General features: G+C 69.3%; 13 protein-coding genes. 10 read left to right on the forward strand and 3 right to left on the reverse strand.

Annotated features, from left to right (window positions below; genetic code table 11):
- Window positions 1-2 precede the first annotated feature (2 nt).
- Window positions 3-503 (forward strand): MarR family winged helix-turn-helix transcriptional regulator, encoded by a 501-nt coding sequence (locus ABD793_RS13255; RefSeq protein WP_344859364.1) that lies wholly within the window; start codon window positions 3-5, stop codon window positions 501-503.
- A 123-nt stretch (window positions 504-626) separates the two neighbouring features.
- On the opposite strand, the gene ABD793_RS13260 is transcribed toward ABD793_RS13255, so the two are convergent.
- The 3 genes from ABD793_RS13260 to ABD793_RS13270 form a co-directional block, all read right to left on the reverse strand.
- A complete protein-coding gene (locus ABD793_RS13260) occupies window positions 627-995 on the reverse strand; it encodes a DUF3817 domain-containing protein (RefSeq protein WP_344859367.1) in 369 nt (122 codons plus the stop codon).
- A gap of 295 nt (window positions 996-1,290) precedes the next feature.
- A complete protein-coding gene (locus ABD793_RS13265; protein ID WP_344859370.1) occupies window positions 1,291-3,684 on the reverse strand; it encodes a GH92 family glycosyl hydrolase in 2,394 nt (797 codons plus the stop codon).
- A gap of 73 nt (window positions 3,685-3,757) precedes the next feature.
- On the reverse strand, window positions 3,758-6,997 hold the full coding sequence (locus tag ABD793_RS13270) for a GH92 family glycosyl hydrolase (RefSeq protein ID WP_344859372.1): 3,240 nt from the start codon (window positions 6,995-6,997) through the stop codon (window positions 3,758-3,760).
- A gap of 338 nt (window positions 6,998-7,335) precedes the next feature.
- On the opposite strand from ABD793_RS13270, the gene ABD793_RS13275 reads away from it, so the two are divergent.
- The 9 genes from ABD793_RS13275 to ABD793_RS13315 all read left to right on the forward strand — a co-directional run bounded on the left by ABD793_RS13275 (window position 7,336) and on the right by ABD793_RS13315 (window position 16,248).
- On the forward strand, window positions 7,336-8,319 hold the full coding sequence (locus ABD793_RS13275; protein ID WP_344860179.1) for a LacI family DNA-binding transcriptional regulator: 984 nt from the start codon (window positions 7,336-7,338) through the stop codon (window positions 8,317-8,319).
- Window positions 8,316-9,359, forward strand: a complete 1,044-nt coding sequence (locus tag ABD793_RS13280; RefSeq protein ID WP_344859375.1) for a class I mannose-6-phosphate isomerase — start codon at window positions 8,316-8,318, stop codon at window positions 9,357-9,359. Before ABD793_RS13275 ends, ABD793_RS13280 begins: the two co-directional genes overlap by 4 nt.
- A complete protein-coding gene (locus ABD793_RS13285) occupies window positions 9,356-10,120 on the forward strand; it encodes an ATP-binding cassette domain-containing protein (protein ID WP_344859377.1) in 765 nt (254 codons plus the stop codon). Before ABD793_RS13280 ends, ABD793_RS13285 begins: the two co-directional genes overlap by 4 nt.
- Window positions 10,121-10,190: 70 nt before the next feature.
- Entirely contained in the window at window positions 10,191-11,234 is a 1,044-nt protein-coding gene (locus ABD793_RS13290; protein WP_344859379.1) for an ABC transporter permease, read from the forward strand.
- A gap of 33 nt (window positions 11,235-11,267) precedes the next feature.
- Complete coding sequence (locus ABD793_RS13295; RefSeq protein ID WP_344859381.1) at window positions 11,268-12,263, forward strand: ABC transporter substrate-binding protein; 996 nt, start codon at window positions 11,268-11,270, stop codon at window positions 12,261-12,263.
- A gap of 102 nt (window positions 12,264-12,365) precedes the next feature.
- Window positions 12,366-13,409 (forward strand): sensor histidine kinase, encoded by a 1,044-nt coding sequence (locus tag ABD793_RS13300; protein ID WP_344859383.1) that lies wholly within the window; start codon window positions 12,366-12,368, stop codon window positions 13,407-13,409.
- Window positions 13,406-14,161 (forward strand): LytR/AlgR family response regulator transcription factor, encoded by a 756-nt coding sequence (locus ABD793_RS13305; protein WP_344859385.1) that lies wholly within the window; start codon window positions 13,406-13,408, stop codon window positions 14,159-14,161. Before ABD793_RS13300 ends, ABD793_RS13305 begins: the two co-directional genes overlap by 4 nt.
- Complete coding sequence (locus ABD793_RS13310; RefSeq protein ID WP_344859388.1) at window positions 14,158-14,505, forward strand: hypothetical protein; 348 nt, start codon at window positions 14,158-14,160, stop codon at window positions 14,503-14,505. The genes ABD793_RS13305 and ABD793_RS13310 overlap by 4 nt, the downstream gene beginning before the upstream one ends.
- On the forward strand, window positions 14,506-16,248 hold the full coding sequence (locus ABD793_RS13315; RefSeq protein WP_344859391.1) for a sodium/solute symporter: 1,743 nt from the start codon (window positions 14,506-14,508) through the stop codon (window positions 16,246-16,248).
- The last annotated feature ends 6 nt before the right edge of the window (window positions 16,249-16,254 follow it).

The raw sequence follows: 16,254 nt of genomic DNA on the forward strand, positions 1-16,254 counted from the left end.
TCATGAACCGTCCGCTGCCGTTCGACCCGATCGCCCGCGCGGCCTCGCTCTGGGAGGACCGGATCGGCCCCGCCGGAACCATGGCCGCGGTCACCGGTGTGATGCGCGTGCAGCAGATCATCCAGTCGGCGGTCGACGGTGCGCTGAAGCCGCACGGCCTCACCTTCGCCCGCTACGAGGCGCTCGTGCTGCTCACGTTCTCCCGCAACTCACGGCTGCCGATGCGGGTGATGGGTGAACGGCTGCAACTGCACCCCACCAGTGTCACCAACATAGTCGACCGGCTCGAACGCGACGGTCTGGTGAAGCGCGTGCCGCATCCGACCGACCGGCGCACCACGCTGGTGGAGATCACCGGCGACGGGCGCACCCGCCGGGAGGCGGCCACCGAGGCGGTGACCGCGATCGACTTCGGCCTCACCGGTCTCACCGAACGGCAGGTCGGCCAGCTCATCGAGCTGCTCACCAAGGTGCGCAAGTCCTCGGGCGACTTCACCGAATAGCACCGGACCTCAGACCGCGGCCAGGGCGCGCCGCCGGCCTGCCCGGACCGGGAACCTCGCCGGACAGCCGGCGGGCCCGTGCGAAGTGTCTTCGCACGGGCCCGCCGGTGAGTCTTGCTCAGATCAGGCGTTCGCCGGCTCCGGGACGCGCTCGAACAGCCCGACGCCGCCGTGCGTGAGCCGCTGCGGGCCGTCGAGCCTGCCGTTGCGCAGCGCCCACTTCTCGAACAGCCAGGTGAACAGCGGCGGGATGCTGGCCAGCAGCGCGAGCACCAGGGTCCTCGGGCGCCAGCCGAGCGGCTTCGCCACGGACAGGGAGGTGATCACGTACAGGACGAAGACGACGCCGTGCACCATGCCGAGGACGGGAACGCCGCCCTCTCCGGAGCTTTCGACGACGTACTTGAGAAACATCCCGATCAGCAAACCGAGCCAGGACAGGGCCTCGGCGACTGCGGCCACGCGGAAAACGAGAGCGGCCTTGCTGGACACGACATCCTCCTGTGCGTCACCCGGTGCGTGCTGACTGCACACACAAAACCGTCCGAAGCACTGTCCAAGGCGGACGGAACCGCTTGGCGTCAACAGCACTGTCGGACGGTATGTGACCAGTGTGAGGCGTGACCGCCCTCACCGGAACACCGGGGCCGGTGACTCCGATCACGACCAGCGGCGCACGTGGTCTGGACCACTGTGGGGATTCGCGGGGAATGCCCGGAACCGGGTGCGGGTTTCCTGCCGATTCCCGGAATCCGGGAAGAAACCCGCACCGGCTGTCCGCATCCGGCTACGGACCGGCACACGGCGAGGCAGGCGCGGAGGAAGGTGACGTTCCCCACGTGGCCTTCGCCGCGTCGGTGGTGAGCGAAAAACCGAGTGTGCCGCCCTGGCGCAACTGGTCCACGTTCAGGTACGTCCGGTCCGAGGGCTGTCCGTGCCCGGTGGTGAGCCCGGAGACGTACTGGAGTTTCGCACCGTCCGCACCGGGTGCTTCGATGGTCACCTCGCGGCCGTTCTGCAGGTGCAGCACGGACTTGGCGAACCGCGGCGCGTTGAGCACGAAGTTGCCGGTGCCCGGCACCGCCGGGTAGAGCCCCAGCGCGCTGAACACGTACCAGGCGGACATGGTGCCGAGGTCGTCGTTGCCGGTCACCCCGTTCGGCGCGTTGGTGAACAACGTGTGCGCGGCCCGGACCACGGCGGAGGTCTTCCACGGCTGCCCGGCGAGGGTGTACATCCACGGCGAGTGCAGATCGGGCTCGTTGTTCGGGTTGTAGCGGAACTGGTTGTCGTAGTCGTAGGGGCCGATCACCCACTTGTCGCGGACCGTCCCGGCCGGGTCGGTCACCAGATCGTCGTAGGCGAAGAAATCGTCGAGCCGCTTGCCTGCCGCGGCCGCGCCGCCCATCTTCTTCAGCAGACCGGGCACGTCCTGTTGCGCCAGCCATTGGTACTGCCAGGCGGTGCCTTCCTGGAAGCCGTCCTGGCTCTGCGGGGTGTACGGACCGTCGGCCGGGGTGAACCAGCCGCCACCCGGCACCTTCGGCCGGAAGAAGCCGCTGAACCCGCGGTCGTTCGCCGACGGGTCCCACAACGTGGAGTACGTGCGGCCCTTGTCGGCGAGCGCCGCCGCGTCCTGCGGGTGCCCCAGTGCGGACGCCATCACCGACAGCGAGCAGTCGGCCAGCGCGTACTCGAGTGTCGCGGATGCGCCGTGTCTCGGATCGCTGTCCTGTCCCTTCACCGGGAAGTCCGGGTCGTACTGCACGTACCCGTCGGCCTGGTAGTTCTCGTTGCCGGAACGGCCTTGGAACGGTGACGAGGCCGGCGGGATCTCCCGGGAGTTCTGCAGCAACGCCTGGTAGGCCTGCACTTCGTCGCCGCGCAGGGCACCGAACCGCCACAGGTCGACCAGGAACGGCGTGACCGGGTCACCGGACATCGTGTTCGTTTCCTGGCTGGCGTAGGCCCACCGCGGTAGCCACCCGCCCTGTGCGTGAATGGCGAGGACGCTCTTCGCGATGTCCCGCGCACGGTCCGGTTTCAACAGTGCCAGCAACTGGTTCTGCGAGCGGTAGGTGTCCCACAGCGAGAAGAAGTCGTAGTAGGTCCAGCCGATCGCACGGTGGATCTTCTTGTCGAAACCGAAATACCGGCCGTCCGCGTCGCTCGCGGTCAGCGGCTGGAGGAACGCGTGGTAAAGCGAGGTGTAGAACACCGTGCGGTCGTCCTGGCTGCCGCCGGTGATGTCCACACTGGACAGCTCACGCCGCCAGCTGCGCTGGGTATCGGCCTTGACCGCGTCGAACGGGCGGATGCCGGATGCCGTGAGGTTGCGGTCCGCGCCGAGTGCGTCCACTTGGGAAGTCGACGTGGTGGCGGTGACTTCCCCGCCGTCGGGGAAGGTCAGCCACGCGCCGCGCAGGCCCTCGCCACCCGAGGAAGACCGGCTGCCGGGCGTGCCGCCTTCCGGGGCCCAGGTGCCGTAGGTGGTGAAGGGCTTGTCGAATCTGGTGGTGAAGTACGTGGTGTAGGACTTGCCACCGCAGAACGCCTGGGACTCGACCGTTCCGGCGACGGTGTGGTCGTCGATGATCCGCACGCTGCTGCCGGTCACCGGCTCCTTCGCGTTGGCCTGACCGACGTTCACGAACACGTTGGCCGGCCCGGATTTGTCGAAGCGGTACCGCTCGGCTCCGGCGCGGGTGCCTGCGGTGGTCTCCACGTCGACGCCGCCGTAGCCGGTGAGGTGCACCTTGTAGTAGCCGGGTTTGCCGACCTCGCCGTCGTGCGTGTACGGCGCGGCGTAGGCGGCCTGGTCGAAGGTACCGGGTTTGCTCGTGTCGAAGGCCGCGCCGGGACCGACCTCACCGGTGGTCGGCAGCGTCGAGACGAGCCCGCCCTGCTCCCAGCATCCCGCGCCGGAGAGGAAGAAGTGGCCGAACCCGCGGATCGCGGTGTCGGTGTAGAGGTAGCCCGCGTAGTGCGTGGTGATCGGGCTGACCTGGGTCATGCCGAACGGCGCCGAGGCGCCGGGGAAGGTGTTGCCCTCGTCCTGCGTGCCGATGAACGTGTTCACCGCGTCCAGTGGGTCGGCGGGGCGGGCCTGTGCGGGCACCGCGGTGAACCCGGCCGCGGCGACGGCGAGCGCGACCGCGCCCGCCAGGACTCTGCTCTTCATCGAGAGAACCTTTCCGGAGAAACGGCGATGCGGGGCCACCGGACCGGTGACCCCGCACGCCTGCTGAGACGGATCAGCCGATGGCGATGGCGAACACGTGCATCGCGCCGCCGTCGACGTCCTTCGGCAGCGTCACGCTGGCCACCGTCTTCCCGGCGTCCAGCGTGATCGGCGCGGTGCCGAACACGTCGGTGGCGAGCTGCTGCGCCGAGCCACCGGAGACGTTGCGGTACGGCGTGGACAGCACGGTCCGGTTGTCGAACGACGGCTGTGAATCGCCTCCGTCGAGCGTCCAGTCGGAGAACCCGACGGTAGCGGTGGACGTGCTGCCGTCGGTGTAGGTGACGGTCAGCGTGCCCTGCGTCTTGCCGTTGGTCGCGGAGCCGAGCAACGCGAGCTTGCCGGAGCCGCCGATGTTCACCGTCTGCCCCGCGGCCACCACGTTGTCCGGATCGCCCGCCGGATAGGACGGCCAGGTGAAGTTCAACCCGTCGCTGGTCACCGTGCCACCCGGGGTCGCACCGGCCGCGGCCAGCGCGTCGGCCGAATAACTCCAGCCACCGCCGTCGAAGTTCCCCTTCGACGAATCGGAATCCGGTGAGATGCCCGCGTTGTTCACCGCGGCCAGCCAGCTGTTCGGCTCCGCCACGAGCACGGTGAGCACGACCTGCGAATCGGCCTCACCCGGCGAGGAGAGGGTGATCGGGATCCGCCGCGCACCGTCGGCGGTGCCCTTCGGCACGGTCACGGTGATCTTGGCGTTTGCCTTGCCCGCCGCCGGAACCTCCACCTTGCCGCTGGAGGGCGAGGTGGTGATGCCGTCGACGCTGCCCGCCTGGTACGTCCAGGTCTTCGCCTTGCCGGAGAGATCCTGCGCACCGACCGTCGCAGTGGCGGTGGAGCCCGCCGGGGTGACCACCCGCGTGGGATCCACAAAGGACACGCTGGTCTTTTCCTGATCACGGAAGGACGGCGGCGCGTCAGCCGCGGCCGCGCCCCACTGGGTCGCGGTGTCCGACCGGGTGAAGTCGAGCGTGCCGCCGCTGGCGGGCAGGCCCTCCGGCAGCCACGCCTTGGTCGCGTCGCCGCCGTTGACCTTCAGCCCACCGACGTAGTCACCGGTGCCCGGGGCGTTGACGGTGATCTTCTTGCCGGAGCCGGTGGTCACCGTGGCGTGCTCGAAACGCGGGGTGGTGAGCAGGAACTCGGAACGGCCCGGGATCTCCGGGTAGATGCCGAGCGCGGACCAGACGTACCAGGACGACATCTGCCCGAGGTCGTCGTTGCCGATCAGGCCTTCCGGACGAGGGTTGTACAGCTCGTCCATCGAGCGGTGCACGATCGACTGCGTCTTCGACGGCGCACCGGCATAGGAGTAGACGAACGGCGCGTTGGAGTTCGGCTCGTTGCCCATGAACGCGTACGGCTCCTGGGTGCCCGCGTTGAGCTTCGTGAAGAACTCGTCCAGCCGGGACTGCGTCGCGTCGTTGCCGCCGAACGCGGTGACCAGGCCGCCGAGGTTGTACGGGACCATCCAGTCGTACTGCGCACCGTTGCCCTCGACCCAGCCTTCCGAGCTGGCCGGATCGTAAGTGCCGGAGAACGATCCGTCGGCGTTGCGCGGCTGCAGGTGGCCGGTGCCGGGGTTGTAGAGGTTCTGCCAGTACTGCGCCCGCTTCATGAACTCGGTGTAGGTGTCGTTGTCGCCGAGGCGCTTCGCGAACTGTGCGATGGAGAAGTCCGCGCTGGTGTATTCCAGCGTGTCCGCACCGGCGCCCGGTGAGTAGCCGAGCTTCTGGTAGTCGGCCAGCCCCGGCCGCTCGGTGTAGCCCGTGGTCGGCTGGGTCGCGCCCTTGACCATGAGCTGCAACGCCTTCTTCGCGTCGAAGTCACGGGCGCCGAAGGCGTAGGCGCTGGAGACGATGATGTGGTACGGATCGCCGTTCATCACGCCGGTGTAGTCGTTGGCCACCGTCCAGCGGTCCCACGAGCCACCCTGTTCGGCGTAGGCCATCATCGAGCGCACGATGTCCGAAGTCTGCTTCGGATCGATCGTGGCCAGCAACGGCACCTCCGAGCGGTAGATGTCCCATCCGGAGAAGTTGGTGTACATCGCGTGGCCCTGGTCGGCCTGGTGCACCTTGTCGTCGAAGCCGATGTAGCGACCGTCCACATCGGAGAACACGTTCGGCTGGACCAGGGAGTGGTAGAGCGAGGTGTAGAAGGTCGTCAGGTCGGCGTCCGGGCCGCCGCTCACCGCGATCTTGCCGAGCTGGTCGTTCCACGACTTCCGCGCCGCGGCGGCCACGTCGTCGAAAGCCTTCGTGCCGTCGTTCTCCGCCTTGCGGTTGGCCTCCGCACCGTCCACGGACACGAAGGACAGGCCGACCTGCACGTTGACCTGTGCACCGTCCTGGTTCGCGAAGGTCACATACCCGCCGCTGCCGGGGCCGCCCACCGTGGTGTCCTGCGTCTTCACCTTGCCGGGACGCGCCTTTGCGGTGCTCACGCCGCCCTGCTGCGCGACTTTCGCCTTCGAGCCACCGGTTTCCGCAGTCTTGCCGGAGGTGACCTGGTCGTCCTTCCAGGTTCCGCTGGAGGCGAACGGCTGGTCGAACTTGGCCGAGAAGTACACCCGGTACTTGCTGTCGGTGGAGCAGAACTTGCCGCTGTCGGCCCAGCCGCTGATGGTGTCCTTGCCGATGTCGATCGACGCGTCGCTGGTGCCGTTGACCGAACCCGAGGTGTTGACCAGCAGCGTGGAAGCCGCGCCTGCCGGGTAGCTCAGCCGCGCGGAGCCGGTGCGCTGGGTCGCGCTCAGCTCGACCTTCGCGCCGCTGTCGAGGGTGACGTCGTAGGCGCCCGCGGTCGCGTGCTCGTTGTCGTGGGAGAACTTCGACGTGTAGTGCGCCGGATCCTTCGCGGGCGAGGTGGTGACGTCGCCGACGTACGGGATGAACGGGAGGTCCTGGTAGGTGGTGCAGCCCGCACCGGACAGGTGCGTCAGGCTGAACCCGGTCAGCGTGTCGTCGTCGTAGTAGTACCCGCCGGGCTGGGACTTCTGGGTGTCCGGGCTCCACTGCACCATGCCGAACGGCACCACCGCACCGGGGAAGGTGTTGCCCGCGCCGCCGCCGGTGCCGTGGTCCTCACCGCCGGGCCGGGTGCCGACGTACGGGTTCACCCACTTCGCCAGGTCGGTGTCCTGGGCCTTGCCCGCGGCCACCGCCGGGACGGCAGGCGCCACGGCCGCCACCACCGCGGTGGTCACGAAGATCAATCCGGCTCGCCAGCGCACTCGCGCCATCGCCATCGCCTCTCCAGTTGTCGGCGCGACTGCACCGTCTCACCCGCGGTCGACCACTGCCGGGCCAGGCGTGGATGACAACCTTGTCGCGCACACCGTCGATGCGGGCAACCTTGGGTAATACCGCACGAAGACGTCAAGTCCGGCGACGGAGCCTGTCTGGTTCCGGACAACCTGATCAGCCATCCGACCCACGACTTTCGCAGGGTGAATCCGGTGACCGGGGCACCGGGCATTGACAGCGGTCACCTCCGTGGTGTGCAATCCCGGACACTATGACAACGTTGTCTCAGCATGGCCGGGAGGCCGATGGGCTGCCCCGCCCGGCGAGCCGGCGGGCCACGATGAGCGACGTGGCCCGGCTGGCCGGCGTCAGCATCAAGACGGTGTCGCGAGTGGTCAACGACGAGCCCGCGGTGCATCCGGAGACGGCCGAACGCGTGGTGGCCGCGATCGAGCAGCTCGGGTTCCGGCGCAACCTCGGCGCCCGCAACCTGCGCCGCGGTTCCACCACCGGGACCATCGGCCTGATCGTGGAGGACGTCGGCAACCCGTTCTACTCCGAGCTGAACCGCGCGGTGGAACGCATGGCGACGTCGTTCGGCAGGCAGGTGCTCACCGGCTCGTCGGAGGAGAACTCCGACCGGGAACGCGAGCTGGCGCTGGAGTTCTGCTCGCGCCGGGTGGACGGGATCCTGGTCGTGCCCGCCGGGCTGCAGCACGGGTACCTGGTGCCGGAGATGCGCGCAGGCACCCCGGTGGTGTTCCTCGACCGGCCAGCCGGCGACATCGTGGCCGACACCGTGCTGGTGGACAACCTCGGCGGCACCGTCGAGGCGGTCACCCACCTCGCGCAGCAGGGCCACCGGCGGATCGCCTTCCTCGGCGACAGCCCGGACATCTTCACCGCGGCCGAGCGGCTGCGCGGCTTCCGCGAAGGCTGTGCGCGCAACGGGATCTCCTACGACGAAACCCTCGTCACGATGCACACGCCGACACCGGAGACGGTCGGCCACGCGGTGCGCACACTGCTGCGCGGCCCCGGCGCCGCCACCGCGGTGATCGCGGGCAACAACCGTGTTGCAGTACACCTGCTGCGCGCGCTCGCGCACGCCGAGCACCGGCCGGCGTTGGTGAGCTTCGACGACTTCGAGCTGGCGGATCTGCTCGATCCGCCGGTCACCGTGGTCGCACACGACGTCAGCGCCCTCGGGCACGCGGCGGCTGAGCTGCTGTTCGCCCGGATCCAGGGCGAGCAATCCGCACCAAGAAAGGTAATTCTCCCTGTGCGTCTCGTTCCCCGTGGTTCCGGTGAGGTCGCCCCGTGACCGAGCACCTCGAGCCGATCCGGCTCCCGGCCAACCAGCCGCCGCAGTTCTACCGCGGCGGCGATGCCATCGCCGAGCTGCGTGGGGTACTCGGCTCCGATTCGAAATTCGGCCCCGAGGACTGGGTCGCGTCCGTCACCACGATGTTCGGTCAGGAAAGCACCGGCCTCACCAAGGCGCCCAGCGGGATCTGGCTGCGCGACGAGGTCCGCGGCAACACCGCGGGCTGGCTCGGCGACCGGCACGTGGCCAAGCTCGGTGACTCCACCGGCCTGCTGGTGAAGCTGCTCGACGCCGGGCAGCGGCTGCCGGTCCACTTCCACCCGTCGGACGATTTCGCGAAGCAGCACTTCGACTCGCACTTCGGCAAGACCGAGGCGTGGATCGTGATCGGCACCTACGGCGACGATCCGCGCGTCTACCCGGGTTTCCGGGAGGCGCAGAGCAAGGCAACCGTCGCCGAGTGGACGAGGGAGCAGGACGCGCCGAGCATGCTGGGCGCACTCAACAGCATCCCGGTCGAGGCAGGCGACACGGTCTACATCCCGGCCGGGCTGCCGCACGCCATCGGCGAAGGCGTGTTCGTGGTGGAACTGCAGCAGCCGACGGATTTCTCGCTCACCCTGGAGTGGCGCGACTTCCTGGCCTCGCCGGAGAAGGGGCACCTCGGCATCGGCTTCGACACCGCGATCGAAACGCTGGACACCTCCGGCTGGGACACCGACCGGCTCAGCACGATCGTGAAGCACACCGCAGGCGAGGACGCGGACTCGGTGGACCTGCTGGCGGGCGGTTCCGGTGCGTTCTTCCGCGCCGACCGGATCCAGCTCACCGGCGGCGCGTTCGCACTCGACCCGTCGTTCGCGGTGCTGGTGGTGCTCGCCGGCGAAGGCACCCTGCGCACCGAACACGGCAGTGAGTTCCCGCTGGCCAAGGGCGACACCTACGCGGTGCCCTTCGCCGCGGGACAGGCCGAGATATCCGGCACGATCACCGTGATCCGCTGCCGCCCGCCGGCTCCGGAGGAGGTAGGCCGATGAGTGAAATCCTGCTGGACGCAGTGGATCTGACCAAGCACTACGGTTCGGTCGAAGCACTGCGCGGCGCCTCCTTCCAGGCGCGCGCAGGCGAGGTCACCTCGTTGATCGGCGACAACGGCGCGGGCAAGTCGACCCTGGTGAAATGCCTTTCCGGAGCGGAACAGCCGACGTCCGGCCGGATCCTGCTGGACGGCACCGAGGTGCAGCTGGATTCTCCGGTGACCGCGCGCCGGGTCGGCATCGAGACGGTGTACCAGGACCTCGCCGTCGCCCCGGAGCTCGACCCGGCGGCGAATCTGTTCCTCGGCAGGGAAATCCCGCGCAAGGGACTGCTCGGCAAGCTCGGCATGCTGGACAAGCCGGAGATGCGCAAGCAGGCCGTGCAGGAGTTCCAGCGGCTCGGCGTGACGTTGCAGAGCACCGACGTGCCGATCGGCTCACTGTCCGGCGGCCAGCGCCAGAGCGTGGCGGTGGCGCGGTCGGTGGTGTGGGCGTCGAAGGTCGTGTTCATGGACGAGCCGACCGCTGCGCTGGGCGTGGTGCAGCGGGAACGGGTGCTGGACGTGATCAAGAAGGTGCGCGACAAGGGCATCGCGGTCGTGCTGATCAGCCACAACATGCCGGAGGTGCTGTCGGTGTCCGACCGGATCGAGGTGCTGCGGCTCGGCAAGCGCGTCGCCCGCTTCGCCGCGACGGACACCAAGCTGGAAGACCTCGTGGCGGCGATGACCGGCGCACTCGTGCAGGAGGAGGCGGCATGAGCACACCATCGCGACAGCCCGCTCGTGTCGCCGACCGGGCGCGGGTGTCCCGCACGAAAGGAGTGGCGGCATGAGCGCTCCCACCAAGGAAATCCAGACCACTGTGGAGGGTGGGTTCACCAAGCGGCCGCTGCGCAAGCGGCTGGCCGGGGCGAACACCTTCTGGATCGCGCTGGTGCTGGTTGCGCTGATCATCGTGTTCACCGCGATCGCGCCTGCCGAGTTCGCCACCCTGTTCACCTTCCAGACGCTGCTGATCGAAACGTCCGTGCTGCTGGTGCTTTCGGTGGGCACGACGTTCGTGATCATCACCTCCGGCATCGACCTGTCCGTGGGCTCGGTGCTGATCTTCGCGGGCATGGTGGCCGGGAAGATCATGGAAGCGCTCAGCGGCGGCGACGCCTCGAACGCCGGCTGGGGGGTGATCGTCGTCGGGCTGGTCGCGGCGGTGATCGCGGGCACCGTGTGGGGCCTGATCAACGGGTTCCTCATCGCGGTGGCGAACATCCCGCCGCTGATCGTCACGCTCGGCACGATGGGCGCCGCGCTCGGTGCGGCGTACCTGCTCAACGGCGGGTCCGACGTGCGCAGCGTGCCCACCACGCTGAACAAGACCCTCGGCTACGGCACCTCGCTCGGCGGGGTGCCGAACCTGGTGCTCGTGGCCGTGGTGATCACGCTGATCGGCGCGTGGCTGCTGCACACCACGCGGTTCGGCCGCTACACCTACGCGGTGGGCTCGAACGCCGAGGCCGCCCGCCGGTCCGGCATCGGCGTGACCGCGCATCTGCTCAAGGTCTACACGCTGACCGGTTTCCTCGCCGGGATCGCCGGGTTCCTGTCACTGGCCTACTACGCCTCGACGACGATTTCGGCGCACACCACGGACAACCTCAACGCCATCTCCGCCACGGTGATGGGTGGTACCAGTCTCTTCGGCGGCGTCGGCTCGATGCTGGGCACGGTGATCGGCGTGTTCATCCCGGCGGTGCTGAAGAAGGGGTTCAACATCACCCACGTGCAGGACTTCTGGCAGATGATCGCGGTCGGTGCGGTGCTGATCGCGGCCGTCTGGTTCGACCAGCTGCGCCGGCGCAGGCGCAACTCCCGCTGACCCGTTCCCCGACAGTACAAAGAGGTACTCACGATGAAACTGAGCAAGACCTTCCTGGTCGCCGGCACACTGGCGACGGCGGCCGCGCTGGTGGCCGCGTGTGGTTCCGGGCAGGTGGGCGAAAGCGGGTCCGGGGACTCCGGCAACTCGGCGAACAGCAAGAAGCTCGCGCTGGTGCCGGGCACCCAGGCGGAGCCGTTCTACATCTCCATGCAGTGCGGTGCGCAGGACGAGGCGAAGAAGCTCGGGTACGAGCTGACCACCCAGGCACCGCAGAAGTTCGACGCGGCCCTGCAGACCACGATCGTCAACTCGATGGGCTCCAACCCGCCCGCCGCGCTGCTCATCACCCCGACCGACGACCACGCGATGCTGGCACCGATCCAGCAGGTCAAGAACCGCGGTTCGAAGATCGTCGAGGTCGACACGTCGCTCAAGGACCAGAGCGTGGCAGTGTCGTCGATCTCCTCGAACAACAACGAAGGCGGCAAGCTGGCCGCGCAGACGATGGCGAAGCTGGCCGGCGACAAACCGGGCTCGGTGCTGATCCTGGACACCATCGCGGGCACGTCCACCACCGCGGCACGGGCGAAGGGCTTCCAGGACGAGCTGAAGAAACATCCGAACCTCAAGGCCGCGGGTATCCAGTTCACCCAGAACGAACCGGACCAGGCCGCGGCGAAGGTGACCGCGGCGCTGGCCTCGACGCCCGATCTGGTCGGCATCTTCGCGACCAACCTCAACACCGGTGAGGGCGCCGCGACCGGTCTGCGCAACGCCGGCAAGATCGGCAAGGTCAACCTGGTCGGCTTCGACGCCAGCCCGTCGGAGATCGACGGGATGAAGAAGGGCGAGTACCAGGCGCTGATCGCGCAGGACCCGGCCCAGATCGGCACCAAGGGCGTGGACCAGGCGGTCGCCGCGATCGAGGGCAAACCGGTACAGCGCCAGCTGAACGCCGAACTGCACGCGATCACCAAGGACGATCTGGACGCCAACGCGAAGTACTTCTACAAGCAGAGCTGCTGACGTCCGAAGCACACCGAAGGGGGCTTTCCACACGGAAAGTCCCCTTCGGTGTGTTCGGCGCTAGTATCGACTCCCCCAGCCACCGCCGAGGGGAGGCCGCCGATGACCGAGCGTGCTCCGTGGCGTCGCCGGCCGGACGCCGTCGGCGTGCTCGCCGCGGCGAGGCGGATCACCGACGATCTGATGGACGGCCTGTCCGGCACCCGGGTCCGGCACGCGGCACACGCGTTGCGACGGCTGTTCGGCGTGCCCGGCCTGGGTATCAGCGATCTGTCCGGCGCGCTGGCCTGGTCCGGCCGCCTGGGTGCGGACGGCACGGTGGCACAGGTGCTCGACGAGGTGCTGCACAGTGCGGAGCCGACCGCGGACAGCGGGGTGGCCGCGGTGCCGTTGCACGTCCACGACGAGCTGGCCGGCGCGCTGGTGCTGGTCGGCGAGCAGCCTGCTGCGGTGCTGCGGCAGGCCGCCGACCTGGTGGTGCAGGCGCTCGAACGGGGCAGGCTGGAGGCCTCGGCCGATCAGGCGGCGCAGGCGGAACTCCGTGCCCTGCGCGCGGAGATGTCCCCACATTTCGTCTACAACGCGCTCACCGTGATCGCTTCACTGGTCCGCTCCGAGCCGGATCGTGCGCGGGACTTGATGCTCGACTTCGCCGACTACACCCGCTACAGCCTTGCGCGGCACGGCGAGTACACCGTGGTCGCCGAGGAGTTCCGGGCGGTGGAGACGTACCTGGCGTTGCAGCGGGCGGTACTGGGTGAACGGCTGAAGGTGCAGGTGCGCGTCGCTCCGGAGGTGCTCGCGGTGGCCGTGCCGTACCTGGTGCTCGAACCATTGGTGGAGAACGCGATCCGGCACGGCATCGAACCGCGGTCGGGGACCGGGCTCGTCCAGGTGCACGGGCAGGCGGAAGGGAACGACTGCGTGATCACCGTGGAGGACGACGGAGTGGGCATGGCGCCGCACCGGGCCGCGGACATCCTCGCCGGCCGCACCGACCGGACCGGACTCGGTCTGGCCAATGTGGACAGACGGCTGCGCGACGTCTACGGCGCCTGGTACGGGTTGACGGTGGAGACCGAGGTCGACGCGGGCACCAGGGTCGTGGTGCGGGTGCCGCGGTTCCAGCCGGGGGTGCTGCCGTGAGCGGGCTGCGGGTGCTGGCCGTCGACGATCTGCCGCCGGCGCTGGACGAACTGTGCCGGATGCTGGCCGAGGCGCCCGAGGTCGGCGAGGTGGTCGGTGCCGGCGACGCGCTGAAAGCGCTGAAGCTGTTGCAGGCGGACCGGTTCGACGCGGTGTTCCTGGACATCTCGATGCCCGGCCTCGACGGACTGGAACTGGCCTCACTGCTGGCGAAGCTGTCCGAGCCGCCGGTGATCGTGTTCGTCACCGCGCACGACGGCCACGCGGTCACCGCCTACGGCATCGGCGCGGTCGACTACCTGCTCAAACCCGTGCGCACGGAACGGCTCGCGGCCGCGCTCGCGAAAGTGGTGCGGCTGGCGCCCGACGACCGGCGGCGTCCGGCGCCGGACGCGATGGCCGCGCTGCCGGTCGACTCCGGCGGCCGCACCCGCTACGTCCGCCGCGACGACGTGCTGTACGTCGAGGCGCACGGTGATTACGTCCGGCTGCACACGCGCGCCGGGGTGCACCCGGTGCGGATGCCGATCTCGCGGCTCGAGGAGTACTGGGAGGGCACCGGGTTCACCCGCGTGCACCGCGGTTACCTGCTGGCCGTCGACGCCGTGCAGGAATTGCGCAGCGACACCACCGGCGGACTGCTCGCGCACACCGAGGCGGGCGACGTGCCGGTCAGCCGCAGGCATGCCCGCGAACTCCGGGACCGGTTGCTGGAAGCGGCACAGCGCGGACAGCTCGGGACGCCGCGGTGAGCCGCACCAAACGGGTCGCGGTCACCAGTCCGCAGACCCGGCTCGCCCGTTCGCGGCGCCAGTCCCGCGGCCGGTGGCGGATGCCGCGGCTGCGGGCGTCGGAGGCCGAACGGGCCGCCGCGCTCTACCGGATCCAGCGGCGGCGCGGGATCCCGGCACTGGTGGCGATGTTCGTGCTGGTGCTCGGATTGCCCGTGGTGTTCACGCTGGCGCCTGCGCTGGACGCGCTGCGGGTGTGCGGAATTCCGTTGTCCTGGCTGATGATCGTACTGCTGCCGTATCCGGTGATGGCCGGGCTGGCGTGGTGGCAGCTGCGCCGTGCGGAGAAGGCCGAGGACGACTAGGTGGACATCGCGCTGGCCGTGACCCCCGTCGTGCTGATCACCCTGCTGATCGGGCTGCGCGGGGTGGCTGCCATGCGCACCACGTCGGACTTCCTGGTGGCGTCCCGGCGGATCTCGCCGTTCGTGAACTCCGCGGCGGTGTCCGGGGAATACCTGTCCGCGGCGTCGTTTCTCGGCGTGGCCGGGCTGATGGTCAAGGACGGGGCCGGCGCGCTGTGGTACCCGGTCGGCTTCACCGCCGGGTACATCGCGATGCTCGTGCTCGTCGCCGCCCCGATGCGCCGGTCCGGTGCGCTGACCGTGCCGGACTTCGCCGAAGCCCGGCTGGCCTCCCCCGCGCTGCGCCGTCTTGCCGCCGTGGTGGTGCTGGTGATCGGGACCATCTACGTGGTGCCCCAGTTCCGCACCGCGGGGCTCGTGCTCACCGCGGTGGGCGGCACGCCGTACTGGGTCGGTGTGGTCATCGCGGGCACCGCGGTCAGCGTCACGCTCGCACTCGGCGGCATGCGCGCAGCGACCTATGTGCAGGCGTTCCAGTTCTTCCTGAAACTGGTGCTGTTCCTCGTACCCGCGCTGTGGCTGGTGCTGCACGTCGGCGCCGCCGACCGCGACGCGAGCCTGAAACCGGTCGAGTTCACGCACTTCTCCCGCGAGACCCCGGTCGAGTTCCGGCACGAGGTCACGCTGACGCTGAACGAACCCACCACGGTGCTCGAAGACGGCACCTCGCGCACGTTGCCGCCCGGACAACTGCCGGTCCACGAGGGCGACCGGCTCGTGTTCGCCCCCGGTGCGCAGGTGCCCGCGGTCAGCGGGGAAACCCCGCTCGGCGGGCCGAGCTGGCAACGGCCGCTGCTCCAGGTGCACGAAGGACATCCGCTGCTGGGTACCTGGGCGGTGCTCATCGCGACCGTGCTCGGCACGATGGGCCTGCCGCACGTGCTGATGCGTTTCCACACCAGCCCGGACGGCCGGGCCGCCCGGCGGACCGCGGCGATCACGGTGGCCCTGCTCGGGGTGTTCTACCTCTTCCCCGGCATCTACGGCGTGCTCGGCCGGGTGCTCGTGCCGGAGCTGTACCTCTCCGGGGAAACCGACACCGTCGTGGTCGCGCTGCCGTTGCAGATCGACCGGGGCTGGGCCGGGCAGCTGGTCACCGCACTGCTCACCGCGGGCGCGTTCGCCGCGTTCCTCGCCACCTCGCTCGGTCTGTTGCTGGTGATGTCCGGTGCGCTGGCCTACGACCTGATGCCCGGCGGCCTGCGCCGGTTGCGGGTGACCGTGGTCTTCGCCGCGGCCGCGATGGTGGTGCTCGCGCTGCCGTCCGCACGGCTCGACGCCGGGATTCTGGTGACCTGGGGGTTCACCGTCGCCGCGTCGACCTTCTGCCCGCTGCTGGTGCTCGGCATCTGGTGGCCACGGCTGACCGCGGCGGGTGCGATCGGCGGGGTGCTCACCGGCCTCGTCGCGTCGTCCGGCTCGATCCTGTTCGCACTGGCCGGACCGCCGCTGCACGGATGGGTGGCGATCTTGGTGTCGCAACCGGCACCCTGGTCGGTGCCGCTCGCCTTCGGCGTGATGGCGGCTGTCTCGCTGCGCGGACGGCCACCGTCCTGGGCCGCGGCCGCGATGCTCCGCCTGCACCTCGACGAGCGCGGGCCCGGTCCGGAGCCACCCCATTCGTCCGCACCGGCCAGCCGTTCGTCGACCGTTCGTCGTGTCGCCCGGCGTTTGAACCGCTGAGGCGTT

It is taken from the genome of Amycolatopsis ultiminotia (genome assembly GCF_039536925.1).
Classification (GTDB): Bacteria; Actinomycetota; Actinomycetes; order Mycobacteriales; family Pseudonocardiaceae; genus Amycolatopsis; species Amycolatopsis ultiminotia.